The organism is Mycolicibacter kumamotonensis (assembly GCF_002086285.1).
In the GTDB taxonomy this organism is placed as follows: Bacteria; Actinomycetota; Actinomycetes; order Mycobacteriales; family Mycobacteriaceae; genus Mycobacterium; species Mycobacterium kumamotonense.
The window spans coordinates 69,788-85,984 of the sequence record NZ_MVHU01000020.1 but is presented as its reverse complement, the minus strand read 5'-3'; the positions used below and the strand labels follow the sequence as shown (position 1 = coordinate 85,984).

At 70.1% G+C, this 16,197-nt stretch carries 16 protein-coding genes and 1 pseudogene; 11 read left to right on the top strand and 6 right to left on the bottom strand.

Features of this window, described 5'->3' with window-relative positions; translation table 11 throughout:
- Both BST28_RS24100 and BST28_RS14310 read right to left on the bottom strand, forming a co-directional pair.
- Nucleotides 1-1,020 (bottom strand): PPE family protein (locus BST28_RS24100; protein ID WP_083081564.1); only part of this gene is annotated, 1,020 nt, incomplete at its 3' end.
- 105 nt (nucleotides 1,021-1,125) lie between these two features.
- Nucleotides 1,126-2,346, bottom strand: coding sequence for a JmjC domain-containing protein (locus tag BST28_RS14310; RefSeq protein ID WP_234808290.1), 1,221 nt, complete (start codon nucleotides 2,344-2,346; stop codon nucleotides 1,126-1,128).
- Between the two features lie 139 nt (nucleotides 2,347-2,485).
- Here BST28_RS14310 and BST28_RS25110 point away from each other — a divergent pair, with 139 nt between their 5' ends.
- Nucleotides 2,486-4,045 carry a PGRS repeat-containing protein gene (locus BST28_RS25110; RefSeq protein ID WP_109560706.1) on the top strand — a complete coding sequence of 520 codons (1,560 nt, stop codon included), beginning with the start codon at nucleotides 2,486-2,488 and terminating at the stop codon, nucleotides 4,043-4,045.
- Here the strand turns inward: BST28_RS25110 and BST28_RS14300 are convergent.
- Nucleotides 4,035-4,433: a nitroreductase family deazaflavin-dependent oxidoreductase gene (locus BST28_RS14300; protein ID WP_083081560.1), complete on the bottom strand. Its 399-nt coding sequence runs from the start codon at nucleotides 4,431-4,433 to the stop codon at nucleotides 4,035-4,037. The two genes, BST28_RS25110 and BST28_RS14300, sit on opposite strands and share 11 nt — an antisense overlap.
- Nucleotide 4,434: 1 nt before the next feature.
- Complete coding sequence (locus BST28_RS14295; protein ID WP_029248731.1) at nucleotides 4,435-4,818, bottom strand: nitroreductase family deazaflavin-dependent oxidoreductase; 384 nt, start codon at nucleotides 4,816-4,818, stop codon at nucleotides 4,435-4,437.
- 95 nt (nucleotides 4,819-4,913) lie between these two features.
- Here BST28_RS14295 and hemL point away from each other — a divergent pair, with 95 nt between their 5' ends.
- The 9 genes and pseudogenes from hemL (at nucleotide 4,914) to BST28_RS14250 (ending at nucleotide 14,632) form a co-directional block, all read left to right on the top strand.
- Nucleotides 4,914-6,239: a glutamate-1-semialdehyde 2,1-aminomutase gene (gene hemL, locus BST28_RS14290; RefSeq protein ID WP_083081558.1), complete on the top strand. Its 1,326-nt coding sequence runs from the start codon at nucleotides 4,914-4,916 to the stop codon at nucleotides 6,237-6,239.
- Entirely contained in the window at nucleotides 6,239-6,847 is a 609-nt protein-coding gene (locus tag BST28_RS14285) for a histidine phosphatase family protein (RefSeq protein WP_083081556.1), read from the top strand. The genes hemL and BST28_RS14285 overlap by 1 nt, the downstream gene beginning before the upstream one ends.
- A 2-nt stretch (nucleotides 6,848-6,849) precedes the next feature.
- Entirely contained in the window at nucleotides 6,850-7,440 is a 591-nt protein-coding gene (locus BST28_RS14280; RefSeq protein ID WP_083081554.1) for a TlpA disulfide reductase family protein, read from the top strand.
- Nucleotides 7,437-8,216 carry a cytochrome c biogenesis CcdA family protein gene (locus BST28_RS14275; RefSeq protein ID WP_083081552.1) on the top strand — a complete coding sequence of 260 codons (780 nt, stop codon included), beginning with the start codon at nucleotides 7,437-7,439 and terminating at the stop codon, nucleotides 8,214-8,216. The genes BST28_RS14280 and BST28_RS14275 overlap by 4 nt, the downstream gene beginning before the upstream one ends.
- Nucleotides 8,217-8,260: 44 nt before the next feature.
- The gene (gene resB, locus BST28_RS14270) at nucleotides 8,261-9,826 is read left to right on the top strand and encodes a cytochrome c biogenesis protein ResB (RefSeq protein WP_083081550.1); all 1,566 of its coding nucleotides are present in this window, start codon (nucleotides 8,261-8,263) and stop codon (nucleotides 9,824-9,826) included.
- Nucleotides 9,827-10,804 carry a c-type cytochrome biogenesis protein CcsB gene (ccsB, locus tag BST28_RS14265; RefSeq protein WP_083081548.1) on the top strand — a complete coding sequence of 326 codons (978 nt, stop codon included), beginning with the start codon at nucleotides 9,827-9,829 and terminating at the stop codon, nucleotides 10,802-10,804.
- Between the two features lie 87 nt (nucleotides 10,805-10,891).
- Nucleotides 10,892-12,220, top strand: a complete 1,329-nt coding sequence (locus BST28_RS14260) for a nucleotide-binding protein (protein ID WP_420093440.1) — start codon at nucleotides 10,892-10,894, stop codon at nucleotides 12,218-12,220.
- A gap of 133 nt (nucleotides 12,221-12,353) precedes the next feature.
- Nucleotides 12,354-13,290: pseudogene (locus BST28_RS14255) on the top strand (IS481 family transposase).
- A 259-nt stretch (nucleotides 13,291-13,549) separates the two neighbouring features.
- Nucleotides 13,550-14,632, top strand: coding sequence for an IS110 family RNA-guided transposase (locus BST28_RS14250; protein ID WP_047041150.1), 1,083 nt, complete (start codon nucleotides 13,550-13,552; stop codon nucleotides 14,630-14,632).
- Between the two features lie 94 nt (nucleotides 14,633-14,726).
- Here BST28_RS14250 and BST28_RS23315 read toward each other — a convergent pair whose 3' ends face one another.
- Nucleotides 14,727-14,876 (bottom strand): hypothetical protein, encoded by a 150-nt coding sequence (locus BST28_RS23315; RefSeq protein WP_085990252.1) that lies wholly within the window; start codon nucleotides 14,874-14,876, stop codon nucleotides 14,727-14,729.
- Nucleotides 14,877-14,952: 76 nt separating this feature from the next.
- On the opposite strand from BST28_RS23315, the gene BST28_RS14245 reads away from it, so the two are divergent.
- Entirely contained in the window at nucleotides 14,953-15,249 is a 297-nt protein-coding gene (locus BST28_RS14245; protein ID WP_043336779.1) for a DUF4229 domain-containing protein, read from the top strand.
- A gap of 65 nt (nucleotides 15,250-15,314) precedes the next feature.
- On the opposite strand, the gene BST28_RS14240 is transcribed toward BST28_RS14245, so the two are convergent.
- Entirely contained in the window at nucleotides 15,315-16,193 is an 879-nt protein-coding gene (locus BST28_RS14240; protein WP_083081544.1) for a 1,4-dihydroxy-2-naphthoate polyprenyltransferase, read from the bottom strand.
- Between the last annotated feature and the right edge of the window lie 4 nt (nucleotides 16,194-16,197).

The following is a 16,197-nucleotide window of genomic DNA, read 5'->3' as shown; positions in this document are numbered from 1 at the left end:
GGGGGGGGGCGGGGCGGGGGTACGGGGGGGCGGGGCCATGGCCGGGGGAGCCGCCGGCGCGGCCGACGGTGGGGCGGTCAGGGTCGCCGGGGCAGCGGCCGTGGCGGGCATCGGCGGGCCGGGCGGCAGTACCGGTGCTGCGGGGGCATTGGTGCCCGCCAGGCCGGCCAGACCGGCGACACTGGCGACGCCGGCCAGCGGTGACACCGGTGCGATGAGCGCGAGCATCGTCTCGGTCAGCGCGGTCACCGTCGGCGCCAGCCCGAGGACGATCTCACCCGCGTAATGCGGGGCGATCGTCATCAGCACCGGGTCGCTGATCAGGCTGGTGAGCGGGTTGTTGCTGGACAGGTCGGCCTGGATGGCCTCGTTGATCTCGGCGATCCGGGTGGTCCACCAGCTCTCCTGGTAGATGTTGCCGAAGTCCTGGGTGGGTGCCTGGTCGTTGCGGTGGTGGTGGTCGCGGTGCGGCGGGGTGTCGGGGTTGAGCACCGTCGGCGCGGACGCCGCCGCCGGGGACGACGCCACCGCGGCACCGGCCGCCGCCTGATATGCCGACATCGTGGTGGCCGCCTGCACCCACATCCGGGTGTAGTCGGCCTCGTTGAGGGCGATCGGGATGGTGTTGACGCCGAAGAAGTTCGTCGCCAGCAGCACCGCGTGAACGGCGTGGTTGGCGGCCAGTTCCGCCAGGGTGGGCATCGTCGCCAGCGCGGAGGTGTAGGCCGTGGCGGCGGTCTGGTGCTGGACCGCCAACACCATGGCATCGGCACTGGCCTTGGTCAGCCAGGCCAGATACGGAACATTCGCCGCCACATAGGATTCCGCGCTCGGACCCTGCCAGGAGTCGGACTGGACCCCGGCGAGCATCGCGGACAGTTCCTGCGCCACGTCGGCGTATTCGGTGCTCAACGTGTCCCATGTGCCCGCGGCCGCCAGCAGTGGTCCCGCGCCCGGACCGCTGCTGAGCAACGCCGAATGCACTTCCGGTGGCGACGCCATCCAGATCGGCTCCGTCATGGCCACCTTTCCCCGTACCGAACGCCTAGAGCCTATCCTCAAATTCAAGAGAATAACTGGATGTAGCCTGGGAATACGGGTCAATAGCGCGTCAAATCTCCGCATCTATGGATTTATTGGTGCTTCGTCGGCGGACGGGCGCACCAGGAAGCCGCTCATGATCAGGCTGCGAACCAACTCCACCTGCTGGACTGAGGTCAGGCCCGGCAGTTCGCCGACGCGGAACGGCTCGGTGCGCTCCGAGAGAAACCGCATGGCCGCTTCGTGGTCCGGGCGGGCGCTGACGACCAGCTGGGCGAACTGCAGGCCGACGCCATCGGCTGTCGTGACCACCCGCGAGTACAGCGGCTGCTGCCTGCGCACCGGCGTGTCGGTGTTGAGGCCGACGGTGTCGCGGACCTGTCCGACAACCGGGCAGCGGGCGCGCCGGACCAGGAAATCCTGCATGGCGCCAAGGCCTTCCGCGAGGGAACCCGGCGCAGCGATGGCGTCGAGCCCGTCGCGAATCATCGCGCCCAGGCTCGCCCGTACCTGCGGATCGTCGAGATGCCTTGCCGGCAAACGGGTGTGCACCACATCGTCGCGCAGGCTCAGCATGTGCAGCGTGTGGGTCAGCAGGGTCAGCACCGTCGGCACGTGGATGCCGACGGTCAGATGCACCGATTCCTGCGACGTCGTCTGCGCCGAATGCACCCGGCCCCGTGGCAGATACAGGGTGTCGCCGGCGGCCAGGTGCACGGTGGTCGGCTCCGGCAGCGCGGCGGGGTCGACCTCGTGCATCTGTGCCATCAGGTGCGGCGGCACCGGATCGTCACCGTAGAAGTGCCAGGTCTTGCTGCCGTGGATCTGCAGCACCAGCACGTCGTGGTGGTCGTAGTGCGGTAGGAAACCCGTCGCGGCCGGTGGGGTGATGTAGGCGTTGACGTGCGTCGGGAAGTTCAGTTCCACCTCGACCGAGTGGGTCAGCGTGGACATCAGGCGCTGGTACTTCTCGATGTTGTTGCAGATGACCGTGTAGCCGCTGTCCAGTTCGGCGTGGATCCGGTCCAGATCCAGGGTGCCGTCGGGAAGCGTGTAGTGCTCCGGCGGCAGATGATCGGCGCCCCGCACCAGTCGCACCGCAGCGGGTTCGGTCCGCAGCGCGGCCAGGAGTTGCCCAGCCGAGGACGGCCCGGCGAGCGGGTGGAAGTAGTCAGCTCGGTCTCGGTCGATGTGGTGCGGCGCGGCGCCCCACAGCTCATCGAGGAAGGCCTGCACCGTCACCGGTGCCAGCAGCCAGGCGAGCGGGGACTGCGAGTCGGGGAGGCCCGGGACGCCGGCTGGCACCGGCACAAAATACACCCGGCCGGCCGCACGCGGATATCACGTGCGGTCACTACCCCCTCATTGATCCGTACCTGCTGGACAAAATAGTGGTCTGATTCCGCAGTTGTGGATCAACGGCCCCGCTGGTTACAGTCGCCGAATGCCCCGTCAGCGTGTTGAGAACCGCAGCCACCACCCCGCGCGCCGCGCCGGGGCCGCCGCCACAACCTCGGTGGGGACGTTCCTGGCGCTCGGGCTGGGTCCGCTGGCGATCGCACCGGCGCGAGCCGACTTCGACGATCTGTTCTCGTTCGACCAGTTCATCGCCGACATCGACGCCGCCGACCCGGGGCCGGCGCCGGACACGCTGGATCTGTCCCTGGTGGGCACCGATATCTACACCTGGGCGTCGGTGGCCGAGGTCGTCTTCGCCGGGCTGATCCAGAACCAGCTCTACGCCACCATCCACGATCTGGGCACCCTGTGGATTATCGGGCCGGGCGCCCTGATCGATCCGATCATCAACCCGCTCTTCGCTTTTGACGGTGCGTGCGGCCTGATCTGTAACGGCGTCGACGGCACCGTCGACCACCCCGACGGTGGTGACGGGGGCTGGCTGTTCGGTGACGGCGGCAACGGCTACGGCGCCGGCACCGATGAGAACATCGCCGCCGGCGTGGTCGGCGGCCACGGCGGCAACGCCCTGATGATCGGCAACGGTGGCTGGGGCGGCGACGGCGGGGCCGGCGCCGACGGTGGCGACGGCGGGACCGGCGGCTGGCTGCTGGGCAACGGCGGCGAAGGCGGCTGGGGCGGAGACGGGCTGGACAGCGTCTCGGGCACCGCGGGGAACGGCGGCGACGGTGGTCTGGGTGGGGATGCCCTCTCCGTGTTCGGTGCCGGTGGTCGCGGCGGAGACGGCGGCGACGGCGGCTGGGGCAACGGGGGCGGTGACGGCGGCAGGGGTGGCAACGCCGGTGACGGCGGTAACGCGGTGGCCGGCTTCGGCGGTCCCGGTGGCTCCGGTGGCTACGGCGGCAACGGTGGTGCCGGCACCGCCGAGCACCCCAGCGGTGGAAACGGCGGTGACGGCGGGGCGGCCGGCAACGCCGGAGATCTGGTGTTCATGGGCAATGCCGGGCCCGGCGGGTTCAGCGCCCCGGGCGGCAACGGTGGTGACGCGCTCGCCGGTTCCGACGGTAACGGCGGAAACGGCGGCCGTGGCGGCGACGGCGGTTCGGGCGGCTTCGGCGGAGTCCCCAGCCACGGCCGGGTGGGCGGCGCCGGTGGAAACGGCGGCGCCGCGGGATCGTGGGCCGGCACGGCCGGCAACGGCGGCGACGGCGGGGACGGCGGCCAGGGCATGCTCGGTCACCCCGGCAGCGGTGAGAGCGGCGGCGGCGGCCCGGGTGGCACCGGCGGTGCCGGCGGCGCCGGCACGGCCACGCATCCCGACGGGGGCGCCGGCGGCTCGGGTGGCGACGGTGGCGATGCCGGGGACGGTGCCGCGGCGGTCGCCGGCGGTGCCGGCGGCACGGGCGGCGCCGGTGGTGCGGCCGCTCCGGGCGGGTCGGTCGGACCGGGCGGACCGGGCGGCGGTGGCGGTGACGGTGGCAACGGCGTCGAGGCCGGAAAGGCCGGCGCAGGTGGCGCCGGAGGGGCCGGAGATCCGCCCGGCACCCCCGGACGGCCCGGCAGCCCGGGCACGTCTACCGGGTAGTCGTCTCTGCGCGGTCGAGCAGCAGGGTGTGCGGCACCCCGGCGCGCCCGAGCAGCTGGCGCCAGGGCCGCTTCAGCAGGCCGAGCGCCTCGCCGGTCGGCACCACCCGCGGATTGGTGACGGCGAAACTCTTGCCGTTCATCTTGGCTCGTCCACCCCCGGCCACCTGCAGATTCTTCACCCAGTCCCGCTCGGTTCCGTAGGGCAGCAGCACCGCGACGCCACCGGCGGTGTGAAACATCGAGACCGGGGTGCGGTAGGTCGCCCCGGAGCGCCGGCCGGTGTGCTCGACGAGGGACCACATCGGTATCCACCCGGAGATCGGGCGGACCAGCCGGTTGGTCGCGACCCGATTGAACCGGGCGCGGCGCTCGGAGAACCGCACCACCTCAGCTCTGCCTGGTGAGCAGCACCGCCTGCTCGAACGGCAGCCGGCCGAACGCGCGGCGACCGAAGCCGGTGACGTGCGGGGCCGCCTCGTCGCGGCTCATCACCCGGGGGTTGGTGACGGCGAAGGTCTTGCCGTGCCGGCGCAGCTTGGCGCCGCCGGCGGCGGTGATGTTCTTCAGCCAGTCACGGTCGGGGCCGTAGGTGAGCAGGATGGCCACCCCGTCGTCGGTGCTGAACACACTCAGCGGGGTGCGGTAGGGCTTGCCGGAGCGCCGCCCGACGTGTTCGAGGATTCCGAAGCTCGGGGCCCAGCCGGCCCACATCCGCTGGATCGGGTTGGTGACGTGCCGGTTGAACCGGGCCAGCCGTTGCGGTAGTTGCATGAGTGCCATCCAACTCCGCGACCGAGGTCACCTCAACCCCCAAACAACTACACCCTGTAGTCGGCCGAGCCGCCCGAGCTGGGACACTGGTCGTCGTGGCTAGTGCGGATCGGACCACGGCGGCATCGGAGCGGTTGTTCGCCGAGGCCTGCGCGGTGATTCCCGGCGGGGTCAACTCGCCGGCGCGGGCGTTCGCCTCGGTGGGGGGTACACCCCGGTTCATCACCGAGGCCCAGGGCTGCTGGCTCACCGACGCCGACGGCAACCGGTATGTGGACCTGGTCTGCTCCTGGGGGCCGATGATCCTCGGCCACGCCCACCCGGCGGTGGTCGACGCGGTCCGCGCGGCCGCCGGTGCCGGCCTGTCCTTCGGGGCGCCGACGCGCACCGAGACCGAGCTGGCCGCCGAGATCATCGGTCGGGTGCCCGCGGTGCGCAAGGTCCGGCTGGTCAACTCCGGCACCGAGGCCACCATGAGCGCGTTGCGGCTGGCCCGCGGCTTCACCGGCCGGGCCAAGGTCGTCAAGTTCTCCGGCTGCTACCACGGTCACGTCGACGCGCTGCTCGCCGACGCCGGCTCCGGGGTGGCCACCCTGGCGCTGCCGTCGTCGCCCGGGGTCACCGGCGCCACCGCGGCCGACACCATCGTCTTGCCCTACAACGACATCGAGGCGGTTCGGCGGGCCTTCGCCGAATTCGGTGACCAGATCGCCGCCGTCATCACCGAGGCCAGCCCCGGAAACATGGGCGTGGTGCCGCCCGCGTCCGGCTTCAATGCCGACCTGCGGGCCGTCACCGCCGAACACGGGGCGTTGCTGATCGTCGACGAGGTGATGACCGGTTTCCGGGTCAGCCCCAGCGGTTGGTACGGGATCGACCCGGTGGACGCCGACCTGTTCACGTTCGGCAAGGTGATCAGCGGCGGGCTGCCCGCCGCGGCCTTCGGCGGCCGGGCCGAGGTGATGGACCGGCTGGCGCCGCTGGGGCCGGTCTACCAGGCCGGCACGCTGTCGGGGAACCCGGTGGCCGTCGCCGCCGGGCTGGCCACCCTGCGCGCCGCCGACGACGATGTCTACGCCGCGCTGGATAAGAATGCCGACCGGCTGACCGCCCTGCTGTCCGAGGCGCTGACCGACGCCGGTGTGGCACACCAGATTCCGCGGGCCGGCAACATGTTCAGCGTGTTCTTCTCCGCGGAGCCGGTCACCGACTTCGCCGCCGCGCGAGCGAGCGAGACCTGGCGTTTCCCGCCGTTCTTCCACGCCCTGCTGGAAGCCGGCGTCTACCCGCCGTGCAGCGCCTTCGAGGCCTGGTTCGTCTCGGCTGCCCTCACCGACGATGCTTTCGAACGGATCGCCGCCGCGCTGCCCGGGGCGGCTCAAGCGGCCCGTGCCGCCACCACCCCGGAGTCCACACCCTGATGGCCGAAGAAACCCGCGTACACCTGATCCGCCACGGCGAGGTCCACAACCCGGACCGCATTCTCTACGGTCGCCTCCCGGGTTTCCGGCTCTCCGAGACCGGCCGGGCCCAGGCCGTCGCCGCTGCCGACATGCTGGCCGATGCCGACATCGTCGCGGTGATCGCCTCGCCGCTGCAGCGCGCCCAGGAGACCGCCGCGCCCATCGCGGCCCGCCACGGCCTGGCCGTCGACACCGACGAAGACCTGATCGAGTCGACCAATATCTTTGAGGGTAAACGGGTTTCGCCGGGTGACGGTGCCTGGCGCAACCCGCGGTACTGGTGGCATCTGCGCAACCCGCTCACCCCGACGTGGGGCGAACCCTACGGCCAGATCGCCGACCGGATGGCCACCGCGGTGGACAAGGCCCGGTCCCGCGCCGCCGGCCACGAGGTGGTGTGTGTCAGCCACCAGTTGCCGGTGTGGACGGTGCGCCTGCACCTGAGCGGCAAGAGGCTCTGGCACGACCCGCGCCGGCGGCAGTGCGACGTGGGCTCGGTGACCACGCTGATCTATGACGGTGATCGGCTGGTCGACGTCGGCTACCGTGTCCCGTCCGGCGGCTGACGATGCGGGCGGTGCTGATCGCCGGGGTGGTGTCCGCCGCCCTGATCTCGGGCTGCTCGGTCGGCGACGACGCGGTGACCCACGGCGGCACCTTCGAGTTCGTCTCGCCCGGCGGCAAGACCGACATCTTCTATGACCCGCCGGAGGCCCGCGGCCGGCCCGGCACGATCTCCGGGCCCGACCTGATCGACCCGCAGCGCACCGTCGGCGTCGACGACTTCCCCGGCCGGGTCGTCGTCATCAATGTGTGGGGCCAGTGGTGCGGGCCGTGCCGCACCGAAGTCGGCCAGCTGCAGAAGGTTTACGACGACAACCGCGACCGCGGGGTGGTGTTGCTGGGCATCGACGTCCGCGATCCCGAGCCCCAGGCGTCCCGCGACTTCGTCAAGGACCGCAACATCAGCTATCCGTCGATCTACGACCCGGCGATGCGCACCATGATCGCGTTCGGCGGCCGCTATCCGTCGTCGGTCATCCCGGCGACCATGGTGCTCGACCGGCAGCACCGGGTCGCGGCCGTGTTCCTGCGTGAGGTGCTCGCCGAGGACCTGCAGCCCGTGGTGGACCGGCTGGTCGCCGAGGCACCGCAGTGAGCAGCCTGACCGCCACCGCCACCACCGGCCCGCTGCTGCTGGCCCTGGCGGTGTCGGCGCTGGCGGGATTGGTGTCGTTCGCCTCGCCGTGCGTGGTGCCGCTGGTGCCGGGCTACCTGTCGTATCTGGCCGCGGTGGTGGGGGTCGACGAACAGCCCACGCCCGGTGCGCTCAAGCCCCCGCCGTCGGCGCGGTGGCGCGTCGCCGGGTCGGCGGCGCTGTTCGTCGCCGGGTTCACCGTGGTGTTTCTGCTCGGCTCCGTCGCCGTGCTGGGCATGACCACCACCTTGATCAGCAATCAGGTGCTGCTGGAGCGGGTCGGCGGCGCGGTGACGATCGTGATGGGGCTGGTGTTCCTCGGTTTCGTCCCGGCGCTGCAGCGCTCGCTGCGCTTCACCCCGCAACAACTGTCGACCGTCCTGGGGGCGCCGGTGCTGGGCGCGGTGTTCGCACTGGGCTGGACCCCGTGTTTGGGGCCGACGCTGACCGGCGTCATCGCCGTCGCCTCGGCCACCGACGGCGCCGGCGTGGCCCGCGGGGTGGCGCTGGTGATCGCCTACTGCCTGGGCTTGGGCATCCCGTTCGTGGCCCTGGCTTTCGGATCGGCCAGCGCGGTCGCCGGGCTGGGCTGGCTGCGACGGAACACCCGGGCCATGCAGATCGCCGGCGGGGTGCTGTTGATCTTGGTCGGGTTGGCGTTGGTCACCGGCGTGTGGAGCCACTTCGTGGCCGCGGTGCGCGACGGGCTGGTCTCCGATGTCAGGCTGCCGATCTGATGACCATCACCTCTGGACCGCCAGCAGACACACAATCGCCCAAAATGGCACGTTTCAGGGCGATTCTGCGTCTGCTCACCGGCAAGGCCCGCAACACCTGGCGGGCGCTGACGTCCATGGGCACCGCGCTGGTGTTGCTGTTCCTGCTCGCCCTGGCCGCGATCCCCGGGGCACTGCTGCCGCAACGCAGCCTCAACGCCGCCAAGGTCGACGAGTACCTGGCGTTGCACCCGGTGCTCGGGCCGTGGCTGAACCGGCTGGAGGCGTTCGACGTCTTCTCCAGCTTCTGGTTCACCGCCATCTACGTGCTGCTGTGCGTCTCGCTGATCGGCTGCCTGACCCCGCGGACCCTCGAGCATCTGCGCAGTGTCCGGGCTACCCCGGTCGCCGCGCCGCGCAATCTGGGCCGGCTGCCCAAACACGCCGCCGCCGAGCTGGCCGGCGACGCCGAGACCCTGGGCGCACAGATGGCCGGCCGGCTGCGCGGCTGGCGGCGCACCACCCGCACCGAAGGCGGCGTCGTCGAGGTCTCGGCGGAGAAAGGTTATCTGCGCGAATTCGGCAACCTGACCTTCCATTTCGCGCTGCTGGGTCTGCTGGCGTCGATCGCGGTCGGCCGGCTGTTCGGCTACGAGGGCAACGTGATGGTGATCGCCGACGGCGGGCCCGGGTTCTGTTCGGCGTCCCCGGCCGCGTTCGACTCGTTCCGCGCCGGCACCACCGTCGACGGCACCCGGCTGCACCCGATGTGCATCCGGGTCAACGACTTCGACGCCAACTACCTGGTCTCCGGGCTGGCCACCTCGTTCACGGCGCACATCGACTACCAGGTCGGCGAGGACCTGCGCGCCGACCGGTGGCGGCCGTACCTGCTGGAGGTCAACCATCCGCTGCGGGTGAGCGGGGTCCGGGCCTACCTGCAGGGCCACGGCTACGCCCCCACCTTCACGGTGATCTTCCCCGACGGGCAGACCCGCACCCAGACGGTGCAGTTCCGCCCGGACAACCCGCTGACCCTGCTGTCGTCCGGTGCGGTACGCATCGACCCCCCGGCCGGGTCCTATCCCGACGCGACCGAACGCCGCAAGCATCAGATCGGCATTCAGGGACTGTTCGCGCCGACCGCGGAATTCGACGACGGGCTGTTGTCGTCGGCGTTCCCGGCGCTGCACGACCCCGCGGTGGCGGTCGACGTCTATCGCGGTGACACCGGCTTGGACACCGGCCGGCCGCAGGGGCTGTTCACGCTGGATTCCCGGCTGATCCACCAGGGCCGCCTGACCAAGGTGGCCCGGTCCAACCTGAAGCCGGGTGAGGAGATCCGCCTCGACGACGGCACCCGGGTGCGCTTCGACGGCGCCGTGCCGTTCATCAACATCCAGCTGTCCCACGATCCGGCCGAGGTCTGGGTGCTGGTGTTCGCGATGACGATGATGTCCGGCCTGGTGGTGTCGCTGGTGGTGCGCCGCCGCCGGATCTGGATCCGGATCACCCCGGCTAAGACCGGTACGGTGAACGTCGAGCTGGGCGGGCTGGCACGCACCGACAACTCCGGCTGGGGTGACGAGTTCGAGCGATTGACCGCCCGGCTGTTCGGCAAGGAGACCTAGATGAACACCACCCATATCGACGTCGGGCTGGCCCGCTACTCCGACTGGGCGTTCACCTCGGCGCTGATCGTGCTGGTCATCGCACTGCTGCTGCTGGCCGTCGAGCTGGCCTACAGCCGCGTCCGCACACCCGCCGAGGCCGAACTGGTGGCCGCCGGGTCGGTGACCGCCGACAGCGCCACCCCCGGGGTGGTGGCGCCGGCGCCGCGGCGGTCGTTCGACGAGCGGGTGGGCCGCGCCGGCCTGGCCCTGGTCTATCTGGGCATCGCCCTGCTGCTGGCCTGCATCGTCTTCCGCGGCGCCGCGACCCTGCGCCCGCCGTGGGGCAACATGTACGAATTCATCAACCTCACCTGCTTCTCCGGGCTGATAGCCGCCGCGGTCGCACTGCGCCGTCCGCAGCACCGCAGCCTGTGGGTGTTCGTGCTGCTGCCGGTGCTGATCCTGTTGACGGTCTCCGGGCGCTGGCTCTATGCGACCGCCGCACCGGTGATGCCGGCGCTGCAGTCCTATTGGCTGCCGATCCACGTGTCGGTGGTGAGTATCGGCTCGGGGGTGTTTCTGGTGGCCGGGGTGGCCAGCATGCTGTTCTTGGCGCGGTGCTCGCGGCTGAGCGAACCCGACGCCCCGGGGGTGCTGGCCCGGATGGTGCGACGGTTGCCGGATGCCCAAACCCTGGACCGCATCGCCTATCGGACGACGATTTTCGCGTTCCCGGTGTTCGGCTTCGGGGTGATCTTCGGCGCGATCTGGGCCGAGGGAGCGTGGGGCCGCTACTGGGGGTGGGACCCCAAGGAGACGGTGTCGTTCGTCGCCTGGATCATCTACGCCGCCTATCTGCATGCCCGGTCGACGGCCGGGTGGCGGGACTACAAGGCGGCCTGGATCAACGTCGCCGGGTTCGTGGCGATGATCTTCAACCTGTTCTTCGTCAACCTGGTGACCGTGGGACTGCACTCGTATGCCGGAGTCGGCTAACGCTGCTGACAGATAGGCTTAGGGCAGCTGCGCTACCCTGCGGTAACCGACGTCCACAGACTCGACCCAACCACCGTGATGGGGGAGATATCAGTGTCTGACCACGCACCGGGTGATGCCACCCAGGGCAACGACATGACGGATCATCCGACCACCCAGTTCCGGCCGTATCAGCAGGTCGCCGGGGCCGACGACGCCCCGGCCGGCAATCCCGACACCGGGCCGCTGCAGCAGCAGGGCGAGGCCGATGGGGCCGCGACCCGGTCTTTCGGCAGCTTCCGCACCGAACGCCGCTTCTCCGACCCGGTCGACCCGTGGCCCTCGCCCGTCGAGACCCAGGCCCAGCAGCAGTGGAACCCGGGCCCTGCGACCTGGGTGCCGCAGCCGATGGACAACCCGGCGCCGGTCTACTACGGCGGCGCCCCGGGTGCCCCCGGCGGCAGCGCCCCGTATCGCCCGGCGGAGCCCATCGCACCGTTCTCGGACCTGTCCACCACGTCACTGCTGCGGCAGGTCAAGCCGCCGCCCACGTCCGGCTGGCGCCGACTGCTCTACACCCTGTCCGGTCAGCTGATCAACGTCGGGGAGAGCCCCCGCACCGCCCGCTACAACGACCTGGTGGTGCAGGTCAATCGGCCGTTGCAGGGCTGTCACCGGATCGCGGTGCTGTCGCTGAAGGGCGGCGTCGGCAAAACCACCATCACCGCGACGCTGGGGGCCACCTTCGCCTCCATCCGCGGTGACCGGGTAGTGGCCGTGGACGCCAACCCGGACCGCGGCACGCTGAGCCAGAAGGTGCCGATGGAGACTCCGGCGACGGTGCGTCACCTGCTGCGCGACGCCGATGGCATTCAGCGCTACAGCGACGTCCGCAGCTACACCAACCAGGGCCCCAGCCGGCTGGAGGTGCTGGCCTCGGAGAGCGACCCGGCGGTGTCGGAGGCGTTCAGCGCCGAGGACTACGCCCGCACCCTGCAGGTGCTGGAGCGGTTCTACAGCCTGGTCCTGACCGACTGCGGCACCGGCTTGATGCATTCGGCCATGTCAGCGGTGCTGGCCAAGGCCGACACCATGATCGTGGTCAGTTCCGGTTCGGTCGACGGCGCCCGCAGCGCCTCGGCGACGCTGGACTGGCTGGACGCGCACGGCCACGAGGACCTGGTGCGCAATTCGATCGCGGTCATCAACGCCGTGCGGCCGCGCGGCGGCAAGGTCGACATGCAGAAGGTCGTCGACCACTTCTCCCGGCGGTGCCGCGCGGTGCGACTGGTGCCGTTCGACCCGCACCTGGAAGAGGGCGCCGAGATCGACCTGCTGCGCCTGAAGCGGGAGACCCGCGAGGCCCTGGTCGAGTTGGCCGCCATCGTCGCCGAAGCCTTCCCGGGCGACGACCGGTTCAACCAGCACTTCGTCTAGGTCGAAGTCCGGGCGGTCAGCGCCCTAGGTGTAATGGCCAGGCAGGTTGTGAACGGCGTGGTGTGCGGAAGTAGGTGAGGACCTCCGGTATCGGTGTGGTTACCACACACACGCCGATCACCAGGAGGTCCTCGTGCTCCACGCTAATGCTTCGCTGACTCCGAAGGGGCGATTGAAGCTCGCCAGATTGATTGTCGATGACGGTTGGTCGATCCGACGGGCTGCTGAGCGGTTCCAGTGCTCGACGGCCACGGCGAAGAAATGGGCCGATCGCTACCGCATCGGTGGCGCTGAGGCGATGTTCGACCGGCCCAGCCGCCCGCACCACAGCCCCAACCAGCTGCCGGTACGCCGGGAGCGCCGGATCATCAAGCTGCGCTTCACCCGCCGATGGGGCCCTGATCGCATCGCCGCACACCTACACGTGCCGCGTTCAACGGTGCAGGCGGTGCTCAAGCGCTACAAGATGCCCCTGCTGCGGCACCTGGATCAGGCCACCGGCCTACCGGTACGCCGCCCCAAGCCCAACCGCTACGAGCACCCAGAGCCGGGCGATCTGGTGCACGTGGACATCAAAAAACTCGGTCGTATCCCCGATGGCGGCGGGCACCGCAAGCTCGGCCGGCAAGCCGGTCGCAAAAACCGCAGCGGAATGGGGTACGCCTATCTGCACCACGCGGTCGACGACCACAGCCGACTGGCCTACTCCGAAGAACTCAACGATGAGCGCAAGGAGACCGCCGCGGCGTTCTGGCGCAACGCCAACGACTTCTTCGCAGAGCATGGCATTACCGTTCGACGCGTCCTCACCGACAACGGATCCTGCTACCGCTCAAAGTGTTTCGCACAAGCATTAGGCCAAGGCATCGCGCACAGGAGGACCCGGCCGTATCGGCCGCAGACCAACGGCAAGGTGGAACGCTTCAACCGCACCCTGACCTGCCGAGTGGGCCTACACCCAGACCTACGGGTCCAACGCCGCCCGCGCAGCGACCTACCAAGACTGGCTGCATCACTACAATCACTGTGAGTCTTCAGGTGGCTGGTCTGGGACTGGCTGGCAGGGTTAGCGGCGGTCGTCTCGCCTTGGGTTGTGACTCATACAATCATTCGCCCCGCGTGTGCGTTTCGGTGGACTTGTCCGGCACCGGGGCGGGCGGCCGACGCTGACCCGGCTCCACCTCGGTGACTTGATCAGAAGACTGCCCGTCCCCGCCGAAGGCGGATCGTGGCTCATCACAGTGCTGTTCCGAAGTGACTTCCATCCAGGCCGGCGCCGGCCGTGTTGACGGCCGGATCTGTCCCGCCTCTGGAAGGAAACCCGCCGCTATGACCATCGTTGCGCATGCCCACCCGTTCGTCATCGGGGTGGACACCCACGCCCGCACTCACACCCTGGCCGTGTTGGTGGCGGCCACCGGCGAACCGGTCGCCACTGAGCAGTTCCCTGCCACCGCTGCGGGCATGGACCGGGCTGTCGCCTGGGCCGCGCGCCGCACCGATGGCGAGATGGCCACCTTGTGGGTCATCGAAGGCGTCGCCACCTACGGAGCCCATTTGGCTTCGGTAGCGAAGCGAGCCGGCTTCGAAGTTGTGGAGGCAGCTCGAATGGACGCACGGGCCCATCGCGGTGCCGGCAAGTCTGACCCCTTCGATGCCCGCAGGATCGCAGCCGCAGTCTTGTCCCTTGAGCCTGAGCAACTGCGCCGGCCGCGCAGCGACGACGGTATCCGAGCGGCATTGCGGGTTCTTGTCACTGCTCGTGAACACATGACAACCGAACGCACCGCGACCGTCAACGCGCTCACCGCGTTGCTGCGCGTAGCCGCTCTGGGTATCGACGCCCGTAAGCCGTTGACTGCCGGCCAGATTGGTGAGGTCGCCCGCTGGCGCACCCGGGCCGAGGACGTTGCCACGAGCACCGCCCGCGCCGAGGCAGTCCGGATGGCCAAGCGAGTGGTCGCTCTCAACGAGCAACTCGCGGCCAACCAGGCACAGATCATCGATCTCATCCACACCAGCAAGGCCGCTGCACTGCTGGACAAGACTGGCATCGGCCCCGTCACCGTCGCGGTCGTCTACACCGCCTGGTCTCACGCCGGCCGGGTTCGCTCCGAAGCGGCGTTCGCTGCCTTGGCTGGCGTCAGCCCGATACCCGCCTCCTCGGGCAACACCATCCGCCACCGACTCAACCGCGGCGGCGACAGGCGCCTCAATCGCGCCCTGCACATGGCTGTCATCACCCGCATGACCCACGACCCCGAAACCCGGGCCTACGTCGAACGCCGCCGCGCCGAAGGACGCACCACCAAGGAAATCCGACGCTGCCTCAAGCGCTACCTAGCCCGCCAGCTCTACCGGAACCTCGAAAGCCTCCACGCCGAGCCCAACACCAAGCCCCAAGCCGCTTGACAAGACATAGAAGAGTCCACCGACCCCACACCGGCATCGGAGGCAAGGCACCCATCGAGCGCCTACGCGTTCACAACCTGCCCGTCAAGAACACCTAGGGCTGGTTGTCGCCGTGGCTGAGCTGCCACAGGAAGTCCGGATCGTCGTCCGGCCCGATGACGCGGGTCTTCGGCCGCGCGCGATTGGCGCGCAGAGCAATGTAGATCAGCGTCCCCAGGGCCAGCACGAGGAGCAGGTAGAGCACGTGCGTCACCTCCTGGCGCCGAATATACCGTTAGCGGCGCCGGACCCTCTGGGACCCGACAGTAGGCTTGGTGAGCGTGACAACAGGTCGGGCTTCGTTGGGCCGTGCGGTAGTCGATGTGATCGTGTACACCGTGGCGCGGCTGGCACTGGTGGCCGTATTGAGCGCGGTGATCTACGGGCTGGGGCGCCTGCTCGGGCTCAGCGACTTCCCGCCGGTGGTCGCGGTGCTCTTGGCGCTGATCATCGCGCTGCCGTTGGGCATGTGGGTGTTCACCCCGCTGCGCCGCCGGGCCACCGCCAGCTTGGCCTTGGCCGGTGAGCGTCGCCGCCGGGACCGCGAGCAATTGCAGGCCCGGCTGCGCGGGGAGTGACCGCGCCGGCGTTGACTCTGCGCCTACCGCGGAATCCGCGCACACTTTCATCTCGTCAGGCAGAGTCAACCCAGCGCTAGCGCTGTCGCCTCCGCGATCGCCCACACCAGCATCGTCAGCCCGGTGTCGCGCAGCACCGGAATCAGTGCGGCGCCACCCAGCCCGGAGCGCACCGGGGCCGCGGCGCGCAGTGCCAGGGGAGTGGCGATCAACCCGACCGCACACCACGGGGTGGCGGCCGTCAACGCCAGCGTCAGCACCCCGGTGAGCGCCAGCAGCAGCGCAAACAGCACCCGGGTGCGGGCATCGCCGAGGCGTACCGCCAGGGTGATCTTGCCGGCCGGTTTGTCGGTCGCGATGTCGCGCAGATTGTTGGCCACCAGCACCGCCGACGACAGCGCGCCGATACCCACCGCCAGCGCGCCGCCGACCCAGTCCACCCGCAGCGCCTGGGTGTACTGGGTGCCCAGCACCGCGACCAGCCCGAAGAACACGAACACCGCGATCTCGCCGAGGCCGGCGTAGCCGTACGGCCTTGACCCGCCGGTGTACAGCCAGGCCCCGGCGATGCAGGCGGCGCCGACGGCCAGCAGCCACGGGGCGCTGACCAGGGCCAGCGCCAAACCGGCCAGGGCTCCGACCGACAGTGCGGTGACCGCTGCCGTCAGCACAGCGCGCGGGCTGGCCAGCCGAGCACCCACCAGGCGCACCGGCCCGGTCCGGTCGTCGTCGGTGCCGCGGATACCGTCGGAGTAGTCGTTGGCGAAGTTCACCCCGATGATCAGCGCCAGCGCCACGATCAGCGCCAGCAGCGCCTTCCACCACACCGCGGCGCCCAGCCAGGCCGCCGCGCCGGTCCCGGCGATCACCGGAGCGATCGCGTTGGGCAGGGTCCGGGGACGGGCGCCTTCGATCCACTGTGCGAAGCTGGCCTTTTGCGACATGGGC